Origin of the sequence: Streptomyces clavuligerus, assembly GCF_005519465.1 — a bacterium.
Lineage (GTDB): Bacteria > Actinomycetota > Actinomycetes > Streptomycetales > Streptomycetaceae > Streptomyces > Streptomyces clavuligerus.
Genome location: NZ_CP027858.1, coordinates 3941478 through 3967091 on the forward strand (window position 1 = coordinate 3941478; position 25614 = coordinate 3967091).

Consider the following 25614-nt stretch of genomic DNA (forward strand, 5'->3'; position numbering starts at 1 on the left):
CCTGAACGGGGCGGGCCCCACCGGGGGCTGACATCGCGTCGGACGGCCCGGGCCCGGCCGGTCCGCCGGGACCGCACAGGCCGCACGGTTCGCTGCGGGGGCTGGGTTCCCGGGGCCCGGGAGGTCAGACGTAGCGCTCCAGGATGGACGATTCCGCGAGCCGCGACAGCCCCTCCCGCACGCTCCGCGCCCGCGCCTCGCCGACGCCGTCGACGGCCTGGAGGTCGTCCACGCTCGCGGCGAGCAGCTTCTGCAACCCGCCGAAGTGCTCCACCAGCCGCTCGATGATCGCGCCGGGCAGCCTCGGCACCTTCGCCAGCAGCCGATAGCCCCGCGGGGACACGGCGGAGTCCAGGGTCTCCGGCGAGCCGCTGTACCCCAGGGCCCGTGCCACGATGGGCAGTTCCAGCAGCTCGGAGTGGGTGAGGGCGTCCAGGTCCGCCAGGGCCTCGTCCACCGTGCGGGCCCGCGGGGTGCCCCGCGCGGGCGCGGCCCGGGGGGACGTCGGCTCCGGAACGTAGTCCCGGACGACCAGCTCGCGCTCGGGCTCCACACCCGCGATCAGCTCGTCGAGCTGAAGCGAGAGCAGCCGCCCGTCGGTACCCAACTCCACCACGTACTCGGCGATTTCCGTGGCGATCCTGCGGACCATCTCCAGCCGCTGCGCGACCGCCGTGACGTCCCGGACCGTCACCAGGTCCTCGATCTCCAGCGCGGAGAGCGTGCCCGCGACCTCGTCCAGCCGGAGCTTGTACCGCTCCAGCGTGGCCAGGGCCTGGTTGGCCCGGGAGAGGATCGCGGCCGACTCCTCCAGCACCCGGCGCTCGCCGTCCACGTAGAGCGCGATCAGCCGCATGGACTGGGAGACGGAGACCACGGGGAAACCGCACTGGCGGGAGACCCGGTCGGCGGTGCGGTGCCGGGTCCCGGTCTCCTCCGTGGGGATCGAGGCGTCCGGCACCAACTGCACACCGGCCCGGTGGATCTTGCTGATGTCCTTGTCCAGGATGAGCGCGCCGTCCAGTTTGCACAGCTCACGCAGCCGGGTGGCGGTGAACTCCACATCCAGGACGAAGCCGCCCGTGCACATCGACTCGACGGTCTTGTCCATCCCGAGCACGATCAGCGCCCCGGTGTTGCCGCGGAGGATGCGCTCCAGGCCGTCCCGCAGGGCCATGCCCGGGGCGACAGCGCTCAGGGCGGCGCGGATCTGTGCTTCGTTGCCGGAGCCCGCGCCGGACTTTCCGGACGCTGCTGCCCGGTCGCCTGCTGCCACTGCACTCCTCCGGCTCGTACGGGTGGGCGAGACCAGGGCAAAGTCTACCGGCGAGTGTCGACGCTCCGTGGGGCGTCCGTGCTCTCCGTACCCGGTGCCCCACCACGGGTGTCTTCTGCGGCCCGCCTTCTGCCCCGTGGGAGCACCCTCAGCGCCTCACCCACATTCGCCACTTCCGTCACCTGCATCCCGGCCGGAACCTTCCCCGGGTCGCTGGGGACGAGTGCGTGGGTGAAGCCCAGCCGATGGGCCTCGGCGAGTCTGCGCTGCACCCCGGTGACCCTTCTGACCTCGCCCGCGAGCCCCACCTCACCGATCGCCACCAGATTCTTCGGCAGCGGGGTGTCACTGGCCGCCGAGGCCAGCGCCAGCGCCACCGCGAGATCGGCGGCGGGCTCGGAGAGCTTCACCCCGCCCACGGTCGCGCTGTAGATGTCCCGCTTGCCGAGCGCGCTGATCCGGCCGCGCTGCTCCAGGACGGCGAGCATCATCGAGACCCGCGAGGTCTCCAGGCCCGACGTGGTGCGCCGGGGGGAGGGGATCTGCGAGTCGACGGTGAGCGCCTGCACCTCGGCGACGAGCGGACGGCGGCCCTCCAGGGTGACCGTCAGACAGGTGCCGGGCACGGGCGCGTCCCGCCGGGTGAGGAAGAGCCCGGAGGGGTCAGCGAGCCCGGTGATGCCCTCGTCGTGCAGCTCGAAGCAGCCGACCTCGTCGGTCGCGCCGTAGCGGTTCTTGACGCCGCGGACCAGCCGGAGCCGGGCATGCCGGTCGCCCTCGAAGTGCAGCACCACATCGACCAGGTGCTCCAGCAGCCGGGGCCCGGCGATGGCGCCGTCCTTGGTGACATGGCCGACGAGCAGGGTGGACATCCCGCGCTCCTTGGAGGCGCGGATCAGGGCCCCCGCGACCTCTCGGACCTGGGCCATGCCCCCGGGCGCGCCGTCGATCTCCGGGGACGCGACGGTCTGCACCGAGTCCATGATCAGCAGTGAGGGCCTGACGGCGTCCAGATGGCCGAGGACGGCGGAGAGATCGGTCTCGGCGGCGAGATACAGATCGTCGTCCAGGGCGTTGATCCGGTCGGCGCGCAGCCGGACCTGGCTCGCCGACTCCTCCCCGGTGACATAGAGCGTGCGGTGCTCGGGGCTCGCCGCCTTGGCGGCGACGTCGAGCAGCAGGGTGGACTTGCCCACGCCGGGCTCGCCCGCGAGCAGCACCACGGCCCCGGGCACCAGGCCGCCGCCGAGCACCCGGTCCAGCTCGTCCACACCGGTGGAGCGCGCGGTGGCCTGCCGTCCGTCGACCTGGCCGATGGGCAGGGCGGCGGTGGAGACCCGCCCCGCCGCCGTGGTGCGCACGGCGGGCGTGCCGTACTCCTCGACCGTGCCCCACGCCTGGCACTCGGGGCAGCGGCCGAGCCACTTGGCGGTGGTCCAGCCGCACTCGGTGCAGCGGTAGGACGGCCGGTCCTTCGCGGATTTCGTACGGGCAGCCATGCGGAAACCGTAGCGGCCCGCACTGACAGCGCTCCCACCGACAGCCCTCACCGACAGTGCTCCCACCGATCAGTGCCTCGCACCTGCCGTCCGCCGCCCGCCGCCCGGGCGCTCCCGGGTCCCCCTTCCGCGCCGCCCCTCCCCGCCCGCCTCCGGTCCGGTCGCACGCCCGCCGGCTCCGGTCGCTCCCCGCCCGTGACGCGTCCCCTCAGCCACTCCCGTCCCCGCCGTCCCGGACCCGTGTCCCGACCTCCCGGAGCGATGTCACGTTATGTGCGATCGTGAACACCACCGGGGGCCAACAAGGGGCGGAATTAATCGTTCCTGACCCCCGCCGAGCACGGCCTTCACCCGTACGAGCTAAAACCGCTCAAGAGTTACGAAGCCGGTCCGCACTGCGCCTACCTTCTCGGCGTGACAAGCAGCAGGCTTGACCGACCCACGGACACCACCGGCGCACACCGGACGGCCCGGCGCGCGCCGGGCCGGGCCACTCCGCCGTCCGGCCGAACGCCCGCCCACCACGAGCCGCACGCCGACGGACTGTTCACCTACTGCCTCTTCACTCTTCGCGATCACGACGCCGCCATCTCCGCGCTCGGCGCCGCGCTCACGGTCGCCGAGCGCCAGAGCGGCCGGTGCCCCGAGCGGGAGCCGGCCCGCAAGGCATGGCTGTACGCGCTGGCCCGGTGGGCCTGTCGGCGCGATCTCGCCGAGCGGCGCCCGGACCGCGCCGGGGCGCACACCGGCCGCCCCCCGGCCCCCGGCCCGCGCCCCGGGACCCCGGCGGACGGCGACGGGCGCCACCGCCCCGGGCTCGCCCCGCTGTCCTGGCCCGAGGCCACCGGTACGTCCGCCGACCAACGGGAGGCCCTGGAGCTGGCCGTTCGCCACGGTCTCGGCCACCGCGAGGTCGCCGCCGTCCTGGGTCTCGACACCATCGCCGCCCGGGAGCTGCTCGCCACGGCCGCCTGTGAGGTCGAGCGCACCCGGACCGCGCTCGCCGTGGTCGCGGACGGCGACTGCGCCTCCGTCGCCCGGCTCGCGGGCGACCGCCGCGCCCCGCTCACCCCGGCGCTCCGCACCACGCTCGTCCGCCATGTCGACGACTGCCCGCGCTGCCGCCGGGCCGCCGAGCGCGCCGGCGCCCGGGCGCCCTGGCCGGGCCAGCCCCGGACGCCGGACACCCTGCCGCTGGTGTCCGCGCCCCCGGCCGCCGCCCGGCCCCCGATACGCCACACCCGCCGGGCCCGCCCCGCGATGCCCCGCTTCGGTCCGGACGGCTTTCCGCTCGACCCCCGCGACCACGCGGCCCGCCGCGACCGGCTGCGGGCCCGCGCCCTGACCACCACGGTCGTGGCGGCGGTGGTGGCCGCCCCGCTGCTGGCGCTGTGGGCCTCGTACCGGGGCACGCCCCTCATGGGGGAGGGGCGCGGCGGCACCTCGGTCAGCGCGCGGGAGAACGGGGCGGACGCCGGGGAGAACACCGACCCGCAGGAGCGCTATCAGAAGACCGGGCGGGCCGACGGCGCGCCCGCACCCGGTTTCACGGCGGGGTCACGGGCCCCCGACTCCTCGGTGGAGTCCGCCGGGGGAGCGTCCGCGCAGCCCTCCCGCCCCTTGGCCCGGGCCCCCGGACGGCTCACGGTCGAGGCCCGGCCGCACGGCGACGCCACCCTGATCACCCTGCGGGCGCACGGCGCCGCCCCGGTCTCCTGGTCGATGTGGACGGACGCCTCCTGGCTGCGGCTGAGCCGCACCTCGGGGGTGCTCCCGCCGGGGGCGGACGTCACGGTCCGGGTGACGGCGGTCGCGCACCGCGAGGCCCGGCAGCCCGCCGGGCCCTGGCGGGCCAAGGTGGGTGTGGAGCCCTCCGGGACGGTGCTGACCGTCGAGGGACGCGGCCCGAGGACACCGCAGACCCCCCGGCCCCGGCCCACCTCCGCCACCCCGACGGCCGCGCCGACCCCGGCCCCCTCGCCCACGGCGCCCGCCCCGACGGAGGAGCCGCCGTCGCCGACGATGCCGGCGGAACCGTCGGCGACGACCTCGCCCTGACACCCGTCCCGCCCGCGGAGATCCAGGACCGGTGCGGCCCCGGGCACAGGCCCCGGCGGCCGGCCGCCCTGCGGCGCGCAGCCCCGCGAGTCGTCAGCAGCGGCCGCCGGCCGTCGGTCACCTGCTGTCAATCACCAGCCGTCAGCCACCAGCCGGTCGGTCACCTGCTGTCGGTCACCTGCCGTCAGCCGTCAGCCGTCAGCCGTCAGCAGCAGCCGTCGGCCGGATGCGGAGCCAGCAGCGGCAGCCGCGCCGCGAGCCGCGCCTCGCACAGCTCCACCAGGACGCCGTACGCCTCCTCGCCCATCATTTCCGTCAGCTCCGCCCGGTACGACACGTACACCGGTTCCCCGGCCCCGTGCGCCGACGTCGCCGACGTGCACCACCAGTGCAGATCGTGGCCCCCGGGGCCCCAGCCGCGCCGGTCGTACTCCCCGATCGACACCTGGAGCACCTTGGTGTCGTCCGGCCGCTCGATCCACTCGAAGGTCCGCCGCACCGGGAGCTGCCAGCACACGTCCGGCTTGGTCTCCAGCGGCTCCCGGCCCTCCCGCAGCGCCAGGATGTGCAGCGCGCACCCCGCGCCCCCGGCGAAGCCCGGCCGGTTCTGGAAGATGCACGAGCCCTTCCACCGCCGGGTCTGCCGCTCGCCGTCCTCGTCCTCCTGGATCCACCCGGTCTCCGCGCCCACATCGTGGAACTGCCACATCCCCGGGGTGAGACGGGCCACATGCCCCGCCACCCGCTCCTCGTCCTCCTCGTCGGAGAAGTGCGCGCCGAGCGTGCAGCAGCCGTCGTCCGCCCGCCCCGCCGCGATCCCCTGGCAGCCGCTGCCGAAGATGCAGTTCCAGCGGGAGGTCAGCCAGGTCAGATCGCAGCGGAAGATCTGCTCGCCGTCCGCCGGGTCGGGGAACTCCACCCACGCCCGGGGGAAGTCCAGCCCCTTTTCATCGCCCTGGATTCCCACCGAAGACCGTTCTTTGTCCTGCTTCGTCTTTTTCGCCTTTTTCGTCTTTGGCACATGGCAAGGGTATGTCCGCCGGGCGCAGTAGCGTGTCAGTCCATGAGACTCGGAGTCCTCGACGTCGGTTCGAACACGGTGCACCTGCTGGTGGTGGACGCGCACCCCGGCGCCCGCCCGCTGCCGGCCCATTCCCACAAGGCCGAGCTGCGCCTCGCCGAGCTGCTCGACGAGGACGGGGCCATCGGCGCCGGCGGTGTCGACCGGCTGGTCGCGACGGTTCACCGTGCCGTCCAGGCGGCCGAGGACCAGGGCTGCGAGCAGGTGCTCGCCTTCGCCACCTCCGCCGTGCGCGAGGCCAGCAACGCGGATCTGGTCCTGGCCCGGGTCCGGGCGGAGACCGAGGTGGACCTCCAGGTCCTCACCGGCGCGGAAGAGGCCCGCCTCACCTTCCTCGCGGCCCGCCGCTGGTTCGGCTGGTCCGCCGGAAAGCTGCTCGTCCTCGACATCGGCGGCGGCTCCCTGGAGATCGCGTACGGCATCGACGAGGAGCCCGACGCCGCCGTCTCGCTCCCCCTCGGGGCCGGGCGGCTCACCGCCTCCTCGCTCCCCGGCGACCCGCCGAGCCCCGAGGACGTCCGCGCGCTGCGCCGCCATGTCCGCGCCGAGATCGCCCGTACGGTCGGGGAGTTCAGCCGCTTCGGCCGCCCCGACCACATAGTGGCGACCTCCAAGACCTTCAAGCAGCTCGCCAGGATCACCGGTGCCGCCCGGGACGCCGACGGCCTCCACGTCCAGCGCGTCCTGAGCCGCCGGGCGCTCCAGGAGTGGGTGCCCCGGCTGGCGGAGATGACGGACGCCGAGCGTGCCGAGCTTCCCGGCGTCAGCAGCGGCCGGGCCCGTCAGCTCCTGGCGGGAGCCCTGGTGGCGGAGGGCGCGATGGACCTCTTCGGTGCCCATGAGCTGGAGATCTGCCCCTGGGCGCTGCGCGAGGGCGTGATCCTGCGCCGTCTCGACCACCTCCCGGCCGAGCTGCCCGCGCGATGACGCCCCGGCACCGGTGGCGCGGCGGCCCGATCGCCCCCCGCACCGCGGCGCGGGGCCCCGTACCCTGTCTCCCGTGGCAGATCCAGCGGCGCGTACCCCCGATGTGAAGGTCGCCCTGTCGACCGCCTCGGTCTATCCGGAGTCGACGGCGACGGCCTTCGAGATCGCCGCGCGCCTGGGGTACGACGGCGTCGAGGTCATGGTCTGGACCGACCCCGTCAGCCAGGACGTCGAGGCGCTGCGCCGGCTCTCGGACTACCACGGTGTACCGGTGCTCGCCGTCCACGCGCCCTGTCTGCTGATCACTCAGCGGGTCTGGTCCACGGACCCCTGGGTGAAGCTCCAGCGGGCCCGCGCGGCGGCCGAGCGGCTGGGCGCGTCGACCGTCGTCGTCCATCCGCCCTTCCGCTGGCAGCGGCAGTACGCCCGGGACTTCGTCAGCGGGATCTGGCGCATGGCGGACGAGACGGACGTCCGGTTCGCCGTCGAGAACATGTACCCGTGGCGCTACCGCGAGCGGGAGATGCTGGCGTACGCCCCCGAGTGGGACGTCACCAAGGACGACTACCGCCACTTCACCATCGACCTCTCGCACACCGCGACCTCCCGCAGCGACACCCTCGCGATGCTCGACCGCATGGGCGACCGGCTCGGCCATGTCCACCTCGCCGACGGCAAGGGGTCCGCCAAGGACGAGCACCTCGTACCGGGCCGGGGCAGCCAGCCCTGCGCGGAGGTGCTCGGCCGGCTGACGCGCACCGGCTTCGAGGGGCATGTGGTCATCGAGGTCAACACCCGCCGGGCCGAGTCCGCGGCCGCCCGCGAGGCCGACCTCGCCGAGGCGCTGGCCTTCGCCCGGCACCACCTGGGCCGCTCCGCCCCGCCGCCCGGAGCGGTCGGGACCCCGCCGCCCGGAGCACCGGCACCGGCACCGGCCAAGACATCGGGGACGGGGACGGGGGCGGCCGGGGAGCCCGAGGAGCCGCCCGCGCGACAGGCCCGCGGCGCGCGTCCGCTCTGAGCGATTCGTTTCTGAGCAATTCGTTCCGCATCCCGGACAACCTGTCCGAACCCTGGGCATCCGGCGTAGGCTCGTATCCTGGCGAGTCATATCGGGACCGGGACGTGTCGATGACGTACCGGTGTACCGACGTGTCGGCCAGTGACGTACCGATCAGTCCGGTCCGGTGACCCACCGGTCGGTCCAGTGGCGTACCGACGGTACCGACATACCCGACGTACCCCGCGTACCCGACGTACTCTCCCGAGGAGCGAGCGACGATGCCCGAGCTGAGGTCCCGCACAGTCACCCACGGCCGCAACATGGCGGGCGCCCGCGCCCTGATGCGCGCGTCCGGGGTACCGGGCGCGGACATCGGGCGCAAGCCGATCATCGCCGTGGCCAACTCGTTCACCGAGTTCGTCCCCGGCCACACCCACCTCCAGCCGGTCGGCCGGATCGTCTCCGAGGCCATCACCGCCGCCGGCGGCATCGCCCGCGAGTTCAACACCATCGCCGTCGACGACGGCATCGCCATGGGCCACAGCGGAATGCTCTACTCCCTGCCCTCCCGCGACCTGATCGCGGACAGCGTGGAGTACATGGTCGAGGCCCACTGCGCCGACGCCCTGATCTGCATCTCCAACTGCGACAAGATCACCCCGGGCATGCTGATGGCCGCCCTGCGGCTGAACATCCCCACCGTCTTCGTCTCCGGCGGTCCGATGGAGGCGGGCCAGGCCACCCTCGTCGATGGCACCGTCCGTAAGCTGGACCTGGTCAACGCCATCGTGGACGCCGTCGACGAGAGCATCTCGGACGAGGACATCCTCCGGATCGAGGAGAACGCCTGCCCGACCTGCGGCTCCTGCTCCGGCATGTTCACGGCCAACTCCATGAACTGCCTGACCGAGGCGATGGGCCTCTCCCTCCCCGGCAACGGCTCCGTCCTCGCCACCCACACCGCCCGCCGCGCCCTGTACGAGAACGCGGGCCGCACGGTCGTCGAGATCACCCAGCGGTACTACGGGAACGACGACGCGAGCGTGCTGCCCCGCTCCGTCGCCACCCGGGGCGCCTTCGAGAACGCCATGGCGCTGGACATCGCCATGGGCGGCTCCACCAACACCATCCTGCATCTGCTCGCCGCCGCCCAGGAGGCCGAGCTGGACTACGACCTCTCCGACATCGACGCCGTCTCGCGCCGCGTCCCCTGTCTGGCGAAGGTCGCGCCCAACGTCGCCCCCGGCGGCACCTACTACATGGAGGACATCCACCGGGCGGGCGGCATCCCCGCCATCCTCGGTGAGCTGTACCGCGCCGGACTGCTCGACGAGGACGTCCACACCGTCCACTCCCCGTCGGTCAAGCAGTGGCTGGAGACCTGGGACGTCCGCGGCGGCTCCCCCTCCGACGAGGCGGTCGAGCTGTGGCACGCGGCCCCCGGCTGCAAGCGCTCGGCGGAGGCGTTCTCGCAGTCGGAGCGGTGGGAGTCCCTGGACACCGACGCGGCGGGCGGCTGCATCCGCGACGCCGCGCACGCCTACAGCGAGGACGGGGGCCTCGCGGTCCTCAAGGGCAACCTCGCCGTCGACGGCTCCGTGGTGAAGACCGCCGGTGTCGACGAGTCGGTCTGGAGCTTCGAGGGCCCGGCCGTGGTCTGCGAGTCCCAGGAGGAGGCCGTCGACAAGATCCTCCGCAAGGAGGTCGCGCCCGGCGACGTCGTCGTCATCCGCTACGAGGGCCCGCGCGGCGGCCCCGGCATGCAGGAGATGCTCTACCCGACCTCCTTCCTCAAGGGCCGGGGCCTGGGCAAGGTGTGCGCCCTGGTCACGGACGGCCGCTTCTCCGGCGGTACGTCGGGCCTGTCCATCGGCCATGTCTCCCCGGAGGCCGCGTCCGGCGGCACCATCGCCCTCGTCGAGGACGGCGACCGCATCCGGATCGACATCACCGGCCGCGGCATCGAGCTGCTGGTGCCCGAGGCCGAGCTGGCCGCCCGCCGGGAGGCCCTGGGCGGCGTGTACGCCCCGAAGACCCGCGAACGCAAGATCCCGGCGGCGCTGCGCGCCTACGCGGCCATGGCCACCAGCGCGGACCGGGGCGCGGTCCGCGACGTCTCCAAGCTGACCGGCTGACGCCTCTCCCGCTTGACCGTGCCCCCGGTCCCCGCCGCCCGGCGGAGGCCGGGGGCACGGCCGTTCCGGCGCCGGGCCGGGTACGGGGCACCGGCGCGGTGCCCGCGCCCGCGTCTGCTCCGACCGGCACGGCAGCCGCACCGGTAGGTCCGCACCGGCACGGCAGCCGCACGGGTGGGTCCGCATCGGCGGGTGGTCGTACCGGTAGGTCCGTACCGGTGCGCCGGACCCACGGGCGGACGTCACGGGAGCCCGGCGCCCGTGCTCGTGAACGGTGCGCCGCCCCCGCCGTCCCGACGGCCACCGGTCCGCAACCGGTGCGTGTGCTCTTCCCGCACCGAGGTTCCCGCGCCGAGGCCGTCACCGGGCCGCCGCAGACCCACGACAGGGCTCACCAGCGCGCGGCGCGCCCCGCGTCCAGCCCGAAGACCGACCCGTCCGGCGCGGTCCCGAAGACCCTGCCGCCTGCCATGACCACCGGAGCCGCCAGCCGGGGCGCGTAGGTGTGCGCCCCGTCGTCCATCCGGGGCCGCGTCTGCCCCGTGACCTTCCCGCTCCGCGCGTCCAGCGCCAGCAGCCTGCCGTCCCCGGCCGCCACATACACCGCGTTCCCCGCCGCCACCGGCCGGGAGAGCTGGGAGGCCATCGTCTCCCGCCGCCACCGCTGCTCCCCGCTCTCCGCGTCGAGCGCCACGACCGAACCCGTACCGGACCCGCTGACGAGGACGGTCCGCCCCGACACCGACGCCTGTCCCTGCATCACCGGCGCGTCGAGCGGCAGCCTCCGCACCGTACGGTTACGGACATCGAGCCGTACCACCGCGTCCGTGTACTGGTCCCGGTCCGTGGAGAGCAGATGGAGCACGCCCCCGGAGAGCTGCGCCGGGCGCAGATTCCCGGTCAGCCGCTCGGTCCACAGCCACCGCCCGCCGTCCCGGTCGTACGCGGTGATCCGGGTCGAGCGGCCGTCCGCCGACAGCGCCCAGCTCAGCACCGGCAGCCCGGCCGCCTCGTCACCCTGCGCGCCCACCCACTGCGTACCGACCGAACCGCTCCGGTGGGACCACCGCTCCCGCCCGCCCGCCGCGTCGAGCGCGCGGGCCCGCCCGTCCCGGCCGGTCAGCACCACGAGATCGCCGGTGTACTGGACGGAGGCGTACGCGGACCGGGGCACGTCCCAGCGGACCGCCCCGCTCCCGGGGTCCAGCGCTTCGAGCCTGCCGCTGTCCGGCGCGATGACGTGCAGCAGCCCGCCCGCGAGCACGGGGGGCATGGCCACATCGCTCCCGCCGGTGGACCCGCCTCCGGCCGGGAGCGACCAGGACGGCTTTCCGGTGTCCGAATCCAGACGGGTGGCTTTCAGCCCCGGCGCGGCGCAGAACACCCCGGGGACGTCCGCCGCTGCCGTGCACTCCGGTGTCCGGTTCTCGCCGTTCCCCGGCCGCAGTACGGTGCTCCACCCCGCGAAGTCCCGCTCCGCCGCCCGCGGGGACGCGCTCGGCCCTCCCCGTTCACCGCCGTCGCCGCCCCCCGGACCGCGGACGGCGAGCACCCCCGCGACGGCCAGCGCCAGCACCAGGGCCGCCGCCCCCGCGCCCGCAGCCGCCCGCCGACGCCCGCGACCGGGGCCGGGCACGGTCACGGCGGGCTCCGTACCGGTGCCGGTCCAGGGGGCCGCGCCGAAGTCGCCGCCGGGCTCCGCGGGCACCCGCTCCACCGGATCGGGAGTGCGCGGCGCCGGGATGTGCGCCTGGGTGTCGTACCCGGAGGAGGGCTCGGCCGCCCGCAGCGCCACCATCACCTCGTACGGGCTCGGCCGCCGCTCCGGCTCCTTCTCCAGACAGCGCCGCAGCAGCGGAACGAGTTCCCCCGGCACCCCCGTCAGATCCGGCTCGTCATGGACGACCTGGTACGCCACGATGTACGGGCTGTCCGAGTCGAACGGGCCCCTGCCCGTCGCCGCGTGCACGAGGACCGAGCCCAGCGCGAACACATCGGCCGGGGGCCCGACCTCCCGGGGCCGCTGGAACTGCTCCGGCGCCATGAACGGCGGTGTCCCGATCAGCTTCCCCGTCTCGGTCCGCAGATCGCTGTCCGAGGGGCGCGAGATACCGAAGTCGATGACCTTGGGGCCGTCCGGCGCGAGCAGCACATTGCTCGGTTTGAGGTCGCGGTGGACGACCCCCGCCCGGTGGATGTCGCGCAGGGCCTCCGCGAGCCCGGCCCCCAGACGCCGTAGCGCGACCCCGTCCAGCGGCTTCCGTTTCACCTGCTCGGACAGGGTCGGCCCCTCGATGAAGAGGGTCGCCATCCAGGGCCGCTCCGCATCCGGGTCGGCGTCGACGACCGATGCCGTGAACGCCCCGCTCACCCGCCGCGCCGCCGCGACCTCCTGCCGGAAACGCGCTCTGAACTCGGGGTCCGAGGCGTGCTCGGCATGGATGACCTTGACTGCGAGGCGCAGCCCCGAGTCCGAGGCCGCCAGGTGCACCACACCCATCCCGCCGGTGCCCAGGCACGCCTCAAGGCGGTACTGCCCGGCATATTCGGGACGTTCCGCTTCGGGGGACTGTCCGGTGTTGCGCAGCGGCGGCATCTCCTACCCCTGTTCTGTGGGTGGTGCACGCGACTCACGGAGCTTAGTCGATGGTGCGTGCGATCCCTGGGTGGCTTGTTAGCCTTCCTCCGACGTAGCGTGCGTATCCGCACATACAACAACGGGGGAGAGTTCGATGGCACTTGAAGGAGTACGCCCGGAAACTGTTGATCTTGGCGTGGTTGGGACCCTCACCGAGCCGCTGCCGAAGGCCCGCTCGGGCAAGGTCTACTCGGTCGCCCCGGGGTACCGGGTGAACGTCCGCAGCGGCCCCGGGACCGGCTTCCGCATCGTCCGTGTCCTGCCCTACGACGCCACGGTGCAGATCCTCTGCCAGAAGCCCGGCGAGTCGGTCAACGGTCCCTACGGCACCACCTCCATCTGGGACTGCGTCGCCAACGGCGAATATGTGTCCGACGCGTATGTGAAGACCGGCAGCGACGGCTATGTCGCCATCCGCTGCTCCTGACACCTGCTCCTGACACCTGCTCCTGACGCCCTCGCCCGCCTCTGACCTGGTACGCCTCTGGCCCCGCCTGCCTTTTCTGATGGCGGAGGGCGTCGATCCGTTCCGCCGCCGTGGGGTCCCGCGGCGTTCCCGGGGATAATCGATTCCGTGAGCGAGCAGACAGACCCCGGCCACGGCGGCGGCACGAGCACCGGCACCGGCGGTGACACGGCCCCCCGGCCCGAGCCCATCCGTTTCTTCGGTACGACCTGGGTCGACCACGACGGCGGCTACGGAGCGCGCCGGGCCGGTGTCGCCGTCGGCGCCCTGGCCGCCGCGGCGGCGGGCGCCTTCGTCCTGCGCCTCGGCTACCAGGGCCTGACCATCGCGGAGGTCGGCGGCTTCGTCAACGGCCTGGTCATCGTCATGTTCGCGGTGTGCAGCGCGATCGCGTTCCGCAAGACCTGGGAGGGCTTCACCCGCCGCCCCACCGGAACCGGCCCGGACTCGCTCTACAGCCTCAAGGCCATCGGATTCGTCGGCATCCTGCTGGCGTACTTCTGCCGGGCCCTGATCGAGGCCCCCGGCGAGAAGCTGCACCGCGAGGAGTACAAGACCGCCCGCGCCCGGTACGACCGGCGCAGAAGCACCCGCTCCGGCAATCCCGCACACCGAGGGCGCAAGCGCCGCTGACGCACGGGGCGCGCCCAGGGGCACCTCCCGCGAGGAGCGCCCGCACGCCTCGGCCGCGAAGCCGCCCCGGGCCGCCGCCCCGGGCCGCCGCCCCGGGCCGCCGCCCCGGGCCGTCGGCCCGAAACCGCCGCCCCGGGCGCGCGGACCCCGGCCCCGAACGAGAGGTCCCATGGCTGCCGCACCGCCTCCGCACTCCGCCGGCGCCCCGCACGCGCCCGCCCCGGACATCTGGCAGGACACCCACCGCGCCCGCTCCTTCGACCGGGCGACCGACCAGTACGACCAGGCCCGCCCCGGCTACCCCGCCGCGCTCTTCGACACGGTCGAGGAACTGGCCGGACGGCCGCTCGGGGGCGCCGACACCGTCGACGTCGGCGCGGGCACCGGCATCGCCACCCGGTCGCTGCTCGCCCGGGGCGCCCGGGTCGTCGCCGTCGAACCCGGCGCGGGCATGGCGGACCGCCTCCGGCGTACCCTGCCCGCCGTCCCCCTCCTCCGCGCGGACGGAGACGCCCTCCCGCTCGCCGACGCCTCCGCCGACCTGATCACCTACGCCCAGTCCTGGCACTGGACCGACCCCGAGCGCTCCCTCCCCGAGGCCCTGCGGGTCCTGCGCCCCGGCGGGGCGCTCGCCGTGTGGTGGAACGCCGCCGACCACAGCGTCCCCTGGATCGCCGGACAGTCGGAACGGCTGTGCGCGGTCTTCGGGGACGACGCCCCCGGCCGGGCCCGCGAACTGCCCGACACCGTGCCCGCGGTCAAACGCTCCATCCGCTGGACCCGCCGGGTCCCCCTCGCCACCCACCTCGACAACATCGGCAGCCACTCGAACTTCCTGACCGCGGACCCGCGTACCGCCGCCGACACCCTCCGGCGCGAACGGGACGAACTGCTCATGGTCTTCCCCGATGGACAGGTCGTCGAGGAGTACACGGTGCTGCTGACGGTCACCCGCCGCCCACCGGCCACGACCGGGGACCCCCGTACCCCGGCCAAGCGCTGAGCGCCACGGAGAGAAAGGCCCGTCCATGGCCGAGCAGGCCGAGTTCGAGCAGGAACGCAGCCGACTGTGGGGCATCGCGTACCGGATCACCGGATCGGTGGCCGACGCCGAGGACGCCGTCCAGGACGCGTGGCTGCGCTGGCAGGCGCTCCCGGACGGCGCGGCGGACAGCCCCCGGGCCTATCTGACGACCGTGGTCAGCCGCCTCTGCTACGACCGGCTCACCTCCGCCCGCGCCCGCCGCGAGACCTACACCGGCACCTGGCTGCCCGAACCGGTCGTGACCCAGGACGGCCCCGAGGAACGGGTGACGCTGGACGAGTCGGTCGGCACCGCCCTGCTCACCGTGCTGGAACGCCTCACCCCCGCCGAACGCACCGCCTTCGTCCTCCACGACGTGTTCGCCGTCCCGTTCGGGGAGATCGCCGAGGCCGTCGGCCGCACCCCCGAAGCCGTCCGCCGGCTCGCCTCCCGCGCCCGCCACCGGGTCCGGGACGAGGCCCCGCGCCGCACGGTGGACCGGGCCGAGCACCGTCGCGCCGTCGACGCCTTCCTCGCCGCCGCCGCCGGTGCCGACTTCGGCGGGCTCCTCGACATCCTCGACCCCGACGTGGTCTGGCGCTCCGACGGCGGCGGCAAGGTCATCGCCGCCCGTCTGCCCGTCACCGGCCGGGAGAAGGTCGCCCACTTCATCGAACACGTGGTCCGGCGGGATCTCGTCGACCGCGTCCGGATCGTGGTCCGCGACATCAACGGCGCCCCGGGCGCGATCGCCGTCGACCGGGAGAGCGGAGTGCTGGCGACCTACGCCTTCACCGTCGACCAGGGCCGGATCACCAGCATCGACGCCGTTCTCAACCCGGACAAGCTCTCGCACATCGCCCCGGACGCCCTGCACTGACCGGATCACGTACCGGGACACAGCGGCCCCGCCCGCGCGGTGACCGCCGCGGCGGGCCGGAGTGTGACGCGGAGCACCGTCACACTCCGGGCCCCTGCGTCGTCCCCCGGGCATGACCACCAACGCGAAGCAGCACACCCGGCAGAAGCGGAACGTCGTCGTCCTTGGCGCCGGATACGGCGGACTCCTGGCCGCGCTCCGGCTCGCCCCGCACGCCCGGGTGACCCTCGTCGACCCCGCCGACCACTTCACCGAACGGGTACGCCTCCACGAACTCACCGGCACGCGCCCCACCGTCACCCACCCCCTCGCCCGGCTGCTGCACGGCACCGGAATCCGCCATACCGCCCACCGCGCCACCGCCCTCGACCCCGCCGCCCGCACGGTCACCACCGACGACGGCCACCACCACCCCTACGACCGCCTGGTCTACGCCCTCGGCAGCCGCACCCCCGACGTCACCGGCGAACACGTCTACACCGCCGAGTCCGCCGACCGCCTCCGCAAGCGGCTCCAGGACCGCCCCGGCACCCTGGCCGTCGTCGGCGGCGGCCTCACCGGCATCGAGATGGCCGCCGAGATCGCCGAGGCCCACCCCGACTGGACCGTCCGGCTGCTCTCCGCCGGACAGGTCGCGGCGGGCCACACCCCCCGGGGCCGGGACCATGTCCGCACCGTCCTCGCCGGACTGGGCGTCCGGGTGGAGGAGGACCGACGGGTGGACGACCCGGACTCCCTGGCCGCCGACGCCGTCGTCTGGTCCGCCGCGATGACACCCCGCACCTCCCTCGCCGCGGCCGCCGGACTCACACTCGACCCGCGCACCTCCCGCATCGCCGTCGACAGCACCCTCCGAGCGATCGGCCACCCCGAGATCTACGCGGTCGGCGACGCGGCAGCCGCCCACTCGGGCCCGGCCGGACCCCTGCGCATGGGCTGCGCCACCGCCCTCCCCACCGGTTTCCACGCGGCCTCCGCGATCATCGCCGAGGGCCGTGGCCGCCGCCCCGGGACGCTGGACTTCCGCTATGCGGTGCAGTGCCTGAGCCTCGGCCGCACCGAGGGACTGATCCAGTTCGTGAACGCCGACGACAGTCCCCGCGACCGCATCCTGACCGGCCGGGCCGCGGTCCTCGTCAAGGAACAGGTCGTCCGCTCCACCGTCCGCACCCTCCGCCTCGCCCGGCGTGCCCCGGGCCTCCTCCCCTCCCTCCCGGGCCTCGGCTGACAGGGCCCGGGCCCTGTCCCGGGCGGGTGCCCGGCGCCCCGCCGCGCACCCGCCCGTACCGCCCCTCGGACACCACGGCACCACCGCGCCCACGGTGCGAGGATGGCCCCACCAACCCCCATCGGCGAGGTGAACAGAGCCATGACCCAGACAGTCGCAGTCCTCGGCACGGGAAAGATCGGCGAGGCCCTTCTCAGCGGGATGATCCGCGCCGGCTGGCGCCCCGCCGATCTGCTGGTCACCACCCGCCGCTCCGAGCGCGCCGAGGAGCTGCGCACCCGCTACGGAGTCGAACCGGTCACCAACGCCGAGGCGGCCAAGCGCGCCGACACCCTCATCCTCGCCGTGAAGCCCCAGGACATGGAGCGCCTCCTCGACGAGCTGGCACCGCACGTCACCGCGGACCGCCTGGTCATCAGCACCGCCGCGGGCATCCCCACCTCCTACATAGAGGAGCGGCTGACCACCGGCACCCCCGTCGTCCGCGTCATGCCCAACACCCCCGTCCTCGTCGACGAGGGCATGTCCGTGATCTCCAAGGGCGGCCACGCCACCGGCGCCCACCTCGCCCACACCGAGGAGATCTTCGGCGGCGTCGGCAAGACCCTGCGGGTCCCCGAGTCCCAGCAGGACGCCGCCACCGCCCTCTCCGGCTCCGGCCCGGCGTACTTCTACTACCTGGTCGAGGCCATGACCGACGCGGGCATCCTCCTCGGACTGCCCCGCGCCCAGGCCCACGACCTGATCGTCCAGGCCGCGATAGGGGCGGCCGTCATGCTCCGTGACAGCGGCGAGCACCCCGTCAAGCTCCGGGAGGCCGTCACCTCCCCCGCGGGCACCACCATCAGCGCCATCCGCGAACTGGAGAACCACGGGGTGCGCGCCGCCCTGATCGCGGCGCTGGAAGCCGCCCGCGACCGCAGCCGCGAGCTGGCCTCCGGCAACGGCTGACCCCACCGCGCCCCCGGGGCCGGGCCCGTCCGACAGCGGACGGGCCCGGCCCCGGACGGTCTCATCCCGCGGGCAGCAGCCCGACCGCCGCGTAGGCCGCGTCCACCCGGGGCCGCGCCAGCCCCCGCGCCCGCTCGGCACCCCTCCGCAGCACCGCGTCCACCGCCCCGGGATCGGTCACCAGCTCCGCGTGCCGCTCCCGCACCGGCCGCAGCAGCTCCACGACCGCATCGGCCGTGTCCTTCTTCAGCGCTCCGTACGACGGGTACGCCCCGGCCAGCTCCTCGGGATCGCCGCCCGTGCAGGCGGCCAGGATGTCCAGGAGATTGGCGAGCCCGGGACGCTCCGCCCGGTCGTACCGGACCTCGTGCCCACTGTCGGTGACCGCCCGCATGATCTTCCTCCGCGTCACATCCGGCTCGTCGAGCAGATAGACGATCCCCGACCCCGGCTCGTGCGACTTGCCCATCTTGGACGTGGGGTCCTGGAGGTCCATGACCCGCGCCGCCACCTCGGGGTGCGTGGCCCGGGGCACGGTGAACGTGTGCCCGTACCGCTGGTTGAACCGCACCGCCAGATCACGGGTCAGCTCCACGTGCTGTGTCTGGTCCTCACCCACCGGAACCTCGTCGGTCCCGTACGCCAGGATGTCCGCCGCCATCAGCACCGGGTAGGTCAGCAGCGACAGCCGCACACTCTCCCCGGCGGCCCGCGCCCGCGCGCCCTTCTCCTTGTACTGGATCATCCGCCGCAGCTCGCCGTCGGTGGCCGTGCACTCCAGCAGATACGAGAGCCGCGCATGTTCGTCCACATGGCTCTGGACGAACACGGTGCACCGCTCCGGGTCCAGCCCCGCGGCCAGCATCAGCGTCGCCGCCTGCCTGCTGAGCCGGCGCACCCGCCCGGGGTCGTGCTCCACCGTCAGCGCGTGCAGGTCCACGACGCAGAACACGGCGTCCGCCTGGTGCTGGTCGGTCTCGACCCACCGGCGCAGGGCCCCGAGGTAGTTGCCCAGCGTCAGATGCCCCGTGGGCTTGATCCCGCTGAAGATCCGCTTCATCCCGCTCTCCTGTCCTGGTCGGAGCCACCGTCTCCGGCGGCCCGACCCCCAGGGAGCGGGGATACGAGAAACGGCCGCCGAGGCGGCGGCCGTGAGTACATGCTCGGTCGTGGCCGCCGTCAGGCGGGCCACCACTGAAGGGAGCACATACGCGTTGTCATGGAGGGGAGCGTACGGGACCCGGCCCCGGGTTGACAGGGCTTGCGCCCACTCCGTAGTGTTCTCCGAGTTGCCCGACGTGAGCGCCGACTCCGGTTGGTCCCCGGGCAGCCATTCCGCAAGACCTCACCACCGCAAGCGACTCGCAGTCGTCTGTTTTGTGGCGCGTTCTTTCGGAGTGTGGAATCTGCACTCATTCGGGTGCGGCCCTCGATTGGCGTCAGGGCAAAGGATTCCGCTAAAGTCTCACTCGTCGGAACGGCCGAAGGGCCGGAAAGACAACCCGATTTCGACCGGGAATCAGGACCGAAAGGATCTGATAAAGTCGGAGCAGCCGAAAGGCGAAAGGCCGGTCCAACTGGCCGCTGGATCTGAAGGTCCGAATCCCGGGAGACCGGGGGGCGGGAAAAGGATCTGGTAGAGTTGGAAACGCCGAAAGGCAAGAAAGACCGAAGGGAAACTGCCCGGAGGGCCTGGTGAAAAGGGCCTGAAGGAAGCGTCCGTTCCTTGAGAACTCAACAGCGTGCCAAAAGTCAACGCCAGATATGTTGATACCCCGTCCGGGAGCTTCTGCTCCGGGATGAGGTTCCTTTGAAAAAGTCCTCCGTTTCATCCCCATTGTGTGGGGTGGCGGGGGCGCACACAGCGAGGACGCTGTGGACCGGGAGTGATTATTCCTTGCTCCTGGTTCCGCTCCCGTGTGTGTCGACCAGGATTACCTGGAAGCATTCACGGAGAGTTTGATCCTGGCTCAGGACGAACGCTGGCGGCGTGCTTAACACATGCAAGTCGAACGATGAACCCGCTTCGGTGGGGGATTAGTGGCGAACGGGTGAGTAACACGTGGGCAATCTGCCCTGCACTCTGGGACAAGCCCTGGAAACGGGGTCTAATACCGGATACCACCCGGGGGCGCATGCCCTTGGGTTGAAAGCTCCGGCGGTGCAGGATGAGCCCGCGGCCTATCAGCTTGTTGGTGGGGTGATGGCCTACCAAGGCGACGACGGGTAGCCGGCCTGAGAGGGCGACCGGCCACACTGGGACTGAGACACGGCCCAGACTCCTACGGGAGGCAGCAGTGGGGAATATTGCACAATGGGCGAAAGCCTGATGCAGCGACGCCGCGTGAGGGATGACGGCCTTCGGGTTGTAAACCTCTTTCAGCAGGGAAGAAGCGAGAGTGACGGTACCTGCAGAAGAAGCGCCGGCTAACTACGTGCCAGCAGCCGCGGTAATACGTAGGGCGCAAGCGTTGTCCGGAATTATTGGGCGTAAAGAGCTCGTAGGCGGCTTGTCACGTCGGGTGTGAAAGCCCGGGGCTTAACCCCGGGTCTGCATTCGATACGGGCAGGCTAGAGTGTGGTAGGGGAGATCGGAATTCCTGGTGTAGCGGTGAAATGCGCAGATATCAGGAGGAACACCGGTGGCGAAGGCGGATCTCTGGGCCATTACTGACGCTGAGGAGCGAAAGCGTGGGGAGCGAACAGGATTAGATACCCTGGTAGTCCACGCCGTAAACGTTGGGAACTAGGTGTTGGCGACATTCCACGTCGTCGGTGCCGCAGCTAACGCATTAAGTTCCCCGCCTGGGGAGTACGGCCGCAAGGCTAAAACTCAAAGGAATTGACGGGGGCCCGCACAAGCAGCGGAGCATGTGGCTTAATTCGACGCAACGCGAAGAACCTTACCAAGGCTTGACATACACCGGAAAGCATTAGAGATAGTGCCCCCCTTGTGGTCGGTGTACAGGTGGTGCATGGCTGTCGTCAGCTCGTGTCGTGAGATGTTGGGTTAAGTCCCGCAACGAGCGCAACCCTTGTCCTGTGTTGCCAGCATGCCCTTCGGGGTGATGGGGACTCACAGGAGACCGCCGGGGTCAACTCGGAGGAAGGTGGGGACGACGTCAAGTCATCATGCCCCTTATGTCTTGGGCTGCACACGTGCTACAATGGCCGGTACAAAGAGCTGCGAAACCGTGAGGTGGAGCGAATCTCAAAAAGCCGGTCTCAGTTCGGATTGGGGTCTGCAACTCGACCCCATGAAGTCGGAGTTGCTAGTAATCGCAGATCAGCATTGCTGCGGTGAATACGTTCCCGGGCCTTGTACACACCGCCCGTCACGTCACGAAAGTCGGTAACACCCGAAGCCGGTGGCCCAACCCCTTGTGGGAGGGAGCTGTCGAAGGTGGGACTGGCGATTGGGACGAAGTCGTAACAAGGTAGCCGTACCGGAAGGTGCGGCTGGATCACCTCCTTTCTAAGGAGCACATGGCCGGATGCGAGCGAATGTCTCGCACGGTTGCTCATGGGTGGAACGTTGACTATTCGGCACAGTAGGGTCTGCTTCTTTCACTAGTACTGCTTCGGCGTGGAACGTGGATGGGGTGGGGTCTGCTGGGCCGGGCGCGCTGTTGGGTGTCTGAGGGCACGGGCTTCTGCCAGTGTCTTCGGTTGCCGGCCCCGGTGAACTCACCATGTTGTGGTGGGGTGGCGGGTGGTTGGTCGTTGTTTGAGAACTGCACAGTGGACGCGAGCATCTGTGGCCAAGTTTTTAAGGGCGCACGGTGGATGCCTTGGCACCAGGAACCGATGAAGGACGTGGGAGGCCACGATAGTCCCCGGGGAGTCGTCAACCAGGCTTTGATCCGGGGGTTTCCGAATGGGGAAACCCGGCAGTCGTCATGGGCTGTCACCCGCTGCTGAACACATAGGCAGTGTGGAGGGAACGAGGGGAAGTGAAACATCTCAGTACCCTCAGGAAGAGAAAACAACCGTGATTCCGGGAGTAGTGGCGAGCGAAACCGGATGAGGCCAAACCGTATGTGTGTGATACCCGGCAGGGGTTGCGCATGCGGGGTTGTGGGATCTCTCTTTCACAGTCTGCCGGCTGTGAGACAAGTAAGAAACCATGGTTATAGGCGAAGGGCATGCGAAAGGCCCGGCGTAGAGGGTAAGACCCCCGTAGCTGAAATGATCATGGCTTGTTTGAGAGACACCCAAGTAGCACGGGGCCCGAGAAATCCCGTGTGAATCTGGCGGGACCACCCGTTAAGCCTAAATATTCCCTGGTGACCGATAGCGGATAGTACCGTGAGGGAATGGTGAAAAGTACCGCGGGAGCGGAGTGAAATAGTACCTGAAACCGTGTGCCTACAAGCCGTGGGAGCGTCGGGATGCGAGTTTACTCGTATCCTCGTGACTGCGTGCCTTTTGAAGAATGAGCCTGCGAGTTTGCGGTGTGTTGCGAGGTTAACCCGTGTGGGGAAGCCGTAGCGAAAGCGAGTCCGAACAGGGCGGTTCAGTAGCGCGCTCAAGACCCGAAGCGGAGTGATCTAGCCATGGGCAGGTTGAAGCGGCTGTAAGAGGTCGTGGAGGACCGAACCCACCAGGGTTGAAAACCTGGGGGATGACCTGTGGTTAGGGGTGAAAGGCCAATCAAACTCCGTGATAGCTGGTTCTCCCCGAAATGCATTTAGGTGCAGCGTCGTGTGTTTCTTGCCGGAGGTAGAGCACTGGATAGGCGATGGGCCCTACCGGGTTACTGACCTTAGCCAAACTCCGAATGCCGGTAAGTGAGAGCGCGGCAGTGAGACTGTGGGGGATAAGCTCCATGGTCGAGAGGGAAACAGCCCAGAGCATCGACTAAGGCCCCTAAGCGTACGCTAAGTGGGAAAGGATGTGGAGTCGCAGAGACAACCAGGAGGTTGGCTTAGAAGCAGCCACCCTTGAAAGAGTGCGTAATAGCTCACTGGTCAAGTGATTCCGCGCCGACAATGTAGCGGGGCTCAAGCGTACCGCCGAAGTCGTGTCAATCCAGCAGATAGCCCCAACGGGTGCTGGGTTGGGTAGGGGAGCGTCGTGTGCCGGGTGAAGCCGCGCCGGAAGGCAGTGGTGGACGGTTCACGAGTGAGAATGCAGGCATGAGTAGCGATACACACGTGGGAAACGTGTGCGCCGATTGACTAAGGGTTCCTGGGTCAAGCTGATCTGCCCAGGGTAAGTCGGGACCTAAGGCGAGGCCGACAGGCGTAGTCGATGGACAACCGGTTGATATTCCGGTACCCGCTTTGAAACGCCCAATATCGAATCCTCTGATGCTAAGTCCGTGAAGCCGCCCTTGATCTCTTCGGAGTGAGGGGGAGTGGTGGAGCCGACGACCCGAGGTGGTAGTAGGTAAGCGATGGGGTGACGCAGGAAGGTAGTCCAGCCCGGGCGGTGGTTGTCCCGGGGTAAGGGTGTAGGCCGTGTGATAGGCAAATCCGTCACACATTAAGGCTGAGACCTGATGCCGAGCCGATTGTGGTGAAGTGGATGATCCTATGCTGTCGAGAAAAGCCTCTAGCGAGTTTCATGGCGGCCCGTACCCTAAACCGACTCAGGTGGTCAGGTAGAGAATACCGAGGCGTTCGGGTGAACTATGGTTAAGGAACTCGGCAAAATGCCCCCGTAACTTCGGGAGAAGGGGGGCCATGTCTGGTGATCCAACGTGCTTGGTGAGCTGGGTGTGGCCGCAGAGACCAGCGAGAAGCGACTGTTTACTAAAAACACAGGTCCGTGCGAAGCCGTAAGGCGATGTATACGGACTGACGCCTGCCCGGTGCTGGAACGTTAAGGGGACCGGTTAGCCAGGATTCGTTCTGGCGAAGCTGAGAACTTAAGCGCCAGTAAACGGCGGTGGTAACTATAACCATCCTAAGGTAGCGAAATTCCTTGTCGGGTAAGTTCCGACCTGCACGAATGGCGTAACGACTTCTCGACTGTCTCAACCATAGGCCCGGTGAAATTGCACTACGAGTAAAGATGCTCGTTTCGCGCAGCAGGACGGAAAGACCCCGGGACCTTTACTACAGTTTGATATTGGTGTTCGGTTCGGCTTGTGTAGGATAGGTGGGAGACTGTGATACGGGCACGCCAGTGTTCGTGGAGTCGCTGTTGAAATACCACTCTGGTCGTGCTGGATGTCTAACCTGGGTCCGTGATCCGGATCAGGGACAGTGTCTGATGGGTAGTTTAACTGGGGCGGTTGCCTCCTAAAGAGTAACGGAGGCGCCCAAAGGTTCCCTCAGCCTGGTTGGCAATCAGGTGTTGAGTGTAAGTGCACAAGGGAGCTTGACTGTGAGACCGACGGGTCGAGCAGGGACGAAAGTCGGGACTAGTGATCCGGCGGTGGCTTGTGGAAGCGCCGTCGCTCAACGGATAAAAGGTACCCCGGGGATAACAGGCTGATCTTCCCCAAGAGTCCATATCGACGGGATGGTTTGGCACCTCGATGTCGGCTCGTCGCATCCTGGGGCTGGAGTCGGTCCCAAGGGTTGGGCTGTTCGCCCATTAAAGCGGTACGCGAGCTGGGTTTAGAACGTCGTGAGACAGTTCGGTCCCTATCCGCTGTGCGCGTAGGAGTCTTGAGAAGGGCTGTCCCTAGTACGAGAGGACCGGGACGGACGAACCTCTGGTGTGCCAGTTGTCCTGCCAAGGGCATGGCTGGTTGGCTACGTTCGGGAGGGATAACCGCTGAAAGCATCTAAGCGGGAAGCCTGCTTCGAGATGAGGACTCCCACCCACTTGATGGGGTAAGGCTCCCAGTAGACGACTGGGTTGATAGGCCAGATATGGAAGCCGGGTGACCGGTGGAGTTGACTGGTACTAATAGGCCGAGGGCTTGTCCTCAGTTGCTCGCGTCCACTGTGTTGGTTCTGAAACCACGAACAACCCATTGCTGGTTTGTTGATTGTTTCATAGTGTTTCGGTGGTTATAGCGTTAGGGAAACGCCCGGTTACATTCCGAACCCGGAAGCTAAGCCTTTCAGCGCCGATGGTACTGCAGGGGGGACCCTGTGGGAGAGTAGGACGCCGCCGAACAAATTTTATGCCTCGGCCCCCGTGCATTACGCACGGGGGCCGAGGCTTTTTTGCGTTCCGGATGTTCCGGGCGATCTAGGGTGGCCGTCATGAGACATGATCTGGTGATTTTCGACAACGATGGTGTGCTCGTGGAGAGCGAGCGCATCGCCAACGCGATCCTGGCGGACTGGCTGACCGAGCTGGGGCACCCGACCACCCTTGAGGACTCCATCCGGGACTACATGGGGGCGGCGGTCCACCGCGTCCACGATCTGATCATGGAGCGGAGCGGCCGACGGCTGCCCGCGGACTTCGACGCGACCCTGCACGCCCGTACCGTGGCCGCGTTCGAACGGGAGCTGGAACCGGTCGAGGGCGTGACGGACGTCCTGGAGAGGCTGACCGCCGGCGGAGTGCCGTTCTGTCTGGCGTCCTCGGGGACCCATGAGCGGATTCGGGCAGGTCACCGCCGTACAGGACTGGACCGCTGGTTCCCGGAGGAGATCGTTTTCAGCGCCCAGGACGTGGGTCGGGGCAAGCCCGCGCCAGACCTCTTCCTGCACGCGGCACAGCGGATGGGAGTCGCCCCCGAGCGCTGTGTCGTGGTCGAGGACAGCGCGCTGGGTGTCGCGGCGGCGGTGGCCGCGGGGATGACGGTGTACGGCTTCACCGCGATGACCTCCGCCGAGCGGCTGGCCGGGGCGGACGCGCACTTCGGGTCGATGACGGAACTGCCCGCGCTCCTCTTCTGAGAAC

Annotated in this window: 16 protein-coding genes and 3 rRNA genes; 14 read left to right on the top strand and 5 right to left on the bottom strand. The window is 70.2% G+C overall.

Translation table 11 applies throughout. The features are described from left to right. Nucleotides 1-124 precede the first annotated feature (124 nt). Nucleotides 125-1276, bottom strand: a complete 1152-nt coding sequence (disA, locus tag CRV15_RS16595) for a DNA integrity scanning diadenylate cyclase DisA (RefSeq protein ID WP_003960817.1) — start codon at nt 1274-1276, stop codon at nt 125-127. Nucleotides 1277-1320: 44 nt separating this feature from the next. Beyond that, nucleotides 1321-2775, bottom strand: a complete 1455-nt coding sequence (gene radA, locus CRV15_RS16600) for a DNA repair protein RadA (protein WP_003960816.1) — start codon at nt 2773-2775, stop codon at nt 1321-1323. Nucleotides 2776-3189: 414 nt separating this feature from the next. Here radA and CRV15_RS16605 point away from each other — a divergent pair, with 414 nt between their 5' ends. Beyond that, nucleotides 3190-4833, top strand: coding sequence for an RNA polymerase sigma factor (locus CRV15_RS16605; RefSeq protein WP_003960815.1), 1644 nt, complete (start codon nt 3190-3192; stop codon nt 4831-4833). Between the two features lie 205 nt (nt 4834-5038). Here CRV15_RS16605 and CRV15_RS16610 read toward each other — a convergent pair whose 3' ends face one another. After that, a complete protein-coding gene (locus CRV15_RS16610; protein WP_372461418.1) occupies nt 5039-5854 on the bottom strand; it encodes a DUF3109 family protein in 816 nt (271 codons plus the stop codon). 42 nt (nt 5855-5896) lie between these two features. On the opposite strand from CRV15_RS16610, the gene CRV15_RS16615 reads away from it, so the two are divergent. The 3 genes from CRV15_RS16615 (at nt 5897) to ilvD (ending at nt 9979) form a co-directional block, all read left to right on the top strand. Next, a complete protein-coding gene (locus CRV15_RS16615; protein WP_009996486.1) occupies nt 5897-6841 on the top strand; it encodes a Ppx/GppA family phosphatase in 945 nt (314 codons plus the stop codon). 73 nt (nt 6842-6914) lie between these two features. Then, the gene (locus CRV15_RS16620) at nt 6915-7862 is read left to right on the top strand and encodes a sugar phosphate isomerase/epimerase family protein (RefSeq protein ID WP_003960812.1); all 948 of its coding nucleotides are present in this window, start codon (nt 6915-6917) and stop codon (nt 7860-7862) included. A 260-nt stretch (nt 7863-8122) separates the two neighbouring features. Further along, complete coding sequence (gene ilvD, locus CRV15_RS16625) at nt 8123-9979, top strand: dihydroxy-acid dehydratase (protein WP_003960811.1); 1857 nt, start codon at nt 8123-8125, stop codon at nt 9977-9979. 391 nt (nt 9980-10370) lie between these two features. On the opposite strand, the gene CRV15_RS16630 is transcribed toward ilvD, so the two are convergent. Further along, nucleotides 10371-12575, bottom strand: a complete 2205-nt coding sequence (locus tag CRV15_RS16630; protein ID WP_003959036.1) for a serine/threonine-protein kinase — start codon at nt 12573-12575, stop codon at nt 10371-10373. Nucleotides 12576-12711: 136 nt separating this feature from the next. On the opposite strand from CRV15_RS16630, the gene CRV15_RS16635 reads away from it, so the two are divergent. From CRV15_RS16635 to proC, 6 genes are all read left to right on the top strand, one after another. After that, the gene (locus CRV15_RS16635; protein WP_003959035.1) at nt 12712-13044 is read left to right on the top strand and encodes an SH3 domain-containing protein; all 333 of its coding nucleotides are present in this window, start codon (nt 12712-12714) and stop codon (nt 13042-13044) included. 147 nt (nt 13045-13191) lie between these two features. Then, nucleotides 13192-13716, top strand: coding sequence for a hypothetical protein (locus CRV15_RS16640; RefSeq protein ID WP_003959034.1), 525 nt, complete (start codon nt 13192-13194; stop codon nt 13714-13716). Nucleotides 13717-13885: 169 nt separating this feature from the next. Next, on the top strand, nt 13886-14719 hold the full coding sequence (locus tag CRV15_RS16645) for a class I SAM-dependent methyltransferase (protein ID WP_003959033.1): 834 nt from the start codon (nt 13886-13888) through the stop codon (nt 14717-14719). 25 nt (nt 14720-14744) lie between these two features. Beyond that, complete coding sequence (gene sigJ, locus CRV15_RS16650; protein ID WP_003959032.1) at nt 14745-15620, top strand: RNA polymerase sigma factor SigJ; 876 nt, start codon at nt 14745-14747, stop codon at nt 15618-15620. A 112-nt stretch (nt 15621-15732) separates the two neighbouring features. Further along, on the top strand, nt 15733-16848 hold the full coding sequence (locus tag CRV15_RS16655) for an NAD(P)/FAD-dependent oxidoreductase (protein WP_003960810.1): 1116 nt from the start codon (nt 15733-15735) through the stop codon (nt 16846-16848). Between the two features lie 141 nt (nt 16849-16989). After that, a complete protein-coding gene (gene proC / locus CRV15_RS16660) occupies nt 16990-17799 on the top strand; it encodes a pyrroline-5-carboxylate reductase (protein WP_009996480.1) in 810 nt (269 codons plus the stop codon). Between the two features lie 61 nt (nt 17800-17860). Here proC and trpS read toward each other — a convergent pair whose 3' ends face one another. Beyond that, nucleotides 17861-18859: a tryptophan--tRNA ligase gene (trpS, locus tag CRV15_RS16665; protein ID WP_003960807.1), complete on the bottom strand. Its 999-nt coding sequence runs from the start codon at nt 18857-18859 to the stop codon at nt 17861-17863. An 887-nt stretch (nt 18860-19746) separates the two neighbouring features. Here trpS and CRV15_RS16675 point away from each other — a divergent pair. The 4 genes from CRV15_RS16675 to CRV15_RS16690 all read left to right on the top strand — a co-directional run bounded on the left by CRV15_RS16675 (nt 19747) and on the right by CRV15_RS16690 (nt 25610). After that, nucleotides 19747-21274: ribosomal RNA gene (locus CRV15_RS16675) — 16S ribosomal RNA — on the top strand. 284 nt (nt 21275-21558) lie between these two features. After that, nucleotides 21559-24684, top strand: a 23S ribosomal RNA gene (locus CRV15_RS16680). Between the two features lie 75 nt (nt 24685-24759). Beyond that, nucleotides 24760-24876 (top strand): 5S ribosomal RNA (gene rrf, locus CRV15_RS16685). Together the 16S, 23S and 5S rRNA genes form the textbook arrangement of a ribosomal RNA operon. Before the next feature lie 89 nt (nt 24877-24965). After that, nucleotides 24966-25610 (top strand): HAD family hydrolase, encoded by a 645-nt coding sequence (locus tag CRV15_RS16690; protein WP_003958485.1) that lies wholly within the window; start codon nt 24966-24968, stop codon nt 25608-25610. Nucleotides 25611-25614 lie beyond the last annotated feature (4 nt).

Excerpts from the sequence above, each read along its gene's own strand:
- radA (WP_003960816.1), bottom strand. The coding sequence starts at position 2,775 with ATGGCTGCCCGTACGAAATCCGCGAAGGACCGGCCGTCCTACCGCTGC.
- CRV15_RS16615 (WP_009996486.1), top strand. The coding sequence starts at position 5,897 with ATGAGACTCGGAGTCCTCGACGTCGGTTCGAACACGGTGCACCTGCTG.
- ilvD (WP_003960811.1), top strand. The coding sequence starts at position 8,123 with ATGCCCGAGCTGAGGTCCCGCACAGTCACCCACGGCCGCAACATGGCG.
- CRV15_RS16630 (WP_003959036.1), bottom strand. The coding sequence starts at position 12,575 with ATGCCGCCGCTGCGCAACACCGGACAGTCCCCCGAAGCGGAACGTCCC.
- CRV15_RS16635 (WP_003959035.1), top strand. The coding sequence starts at position 12,712 with ATGGCACTTGAAGGAGTACGCCCGGAAACTGTTGATCTTGGCGTGGTT.
- CRV15_RS16645 (WP_003959033.1), top strand. The coding sequence starts at position 13,886 with ATGGCTGCCGCACCGCCTCCGCACTCCGCCGGCGCCCCGCACGCGCCC.
- sigJ (WP_003959032.1), top strand. The coding sequence starts at position 14,745 with ATGGCCGAGCAGGCCGAGTTCGAGCAGGAACGCAGCCGACTGTGGGGC.
- CRV15_RS16655 (WP_003960810.1), top strand. The coding sequence starts at position 15,733 with ATGACCACCAACGCGAAGCAGCACACCCGGCAGAAGCGGAACGTCGTC.
- proC (WP_009996480.1), top strand. The coding sequence starts at position 16,990 with ATGACCCAGACAGTCGCAGTCCTCGGCACGGGAAAGATCGGCGAGGCC.
- trpS (WP_003960807.1), bottom strand. The coding sequence starts at position 18,859 with ATGAAGCGGATCTTCAGCGGGATCAAGCCCACGGGGCATCTGACGCTG.
- CRV15_RS16690 (WP_003958485.1), top strand. The coding sequence starts at position 24,966 with ATGAGACATGATCTGGTGATTTTCGACAACGATGGTGTGCTCGTGGAG.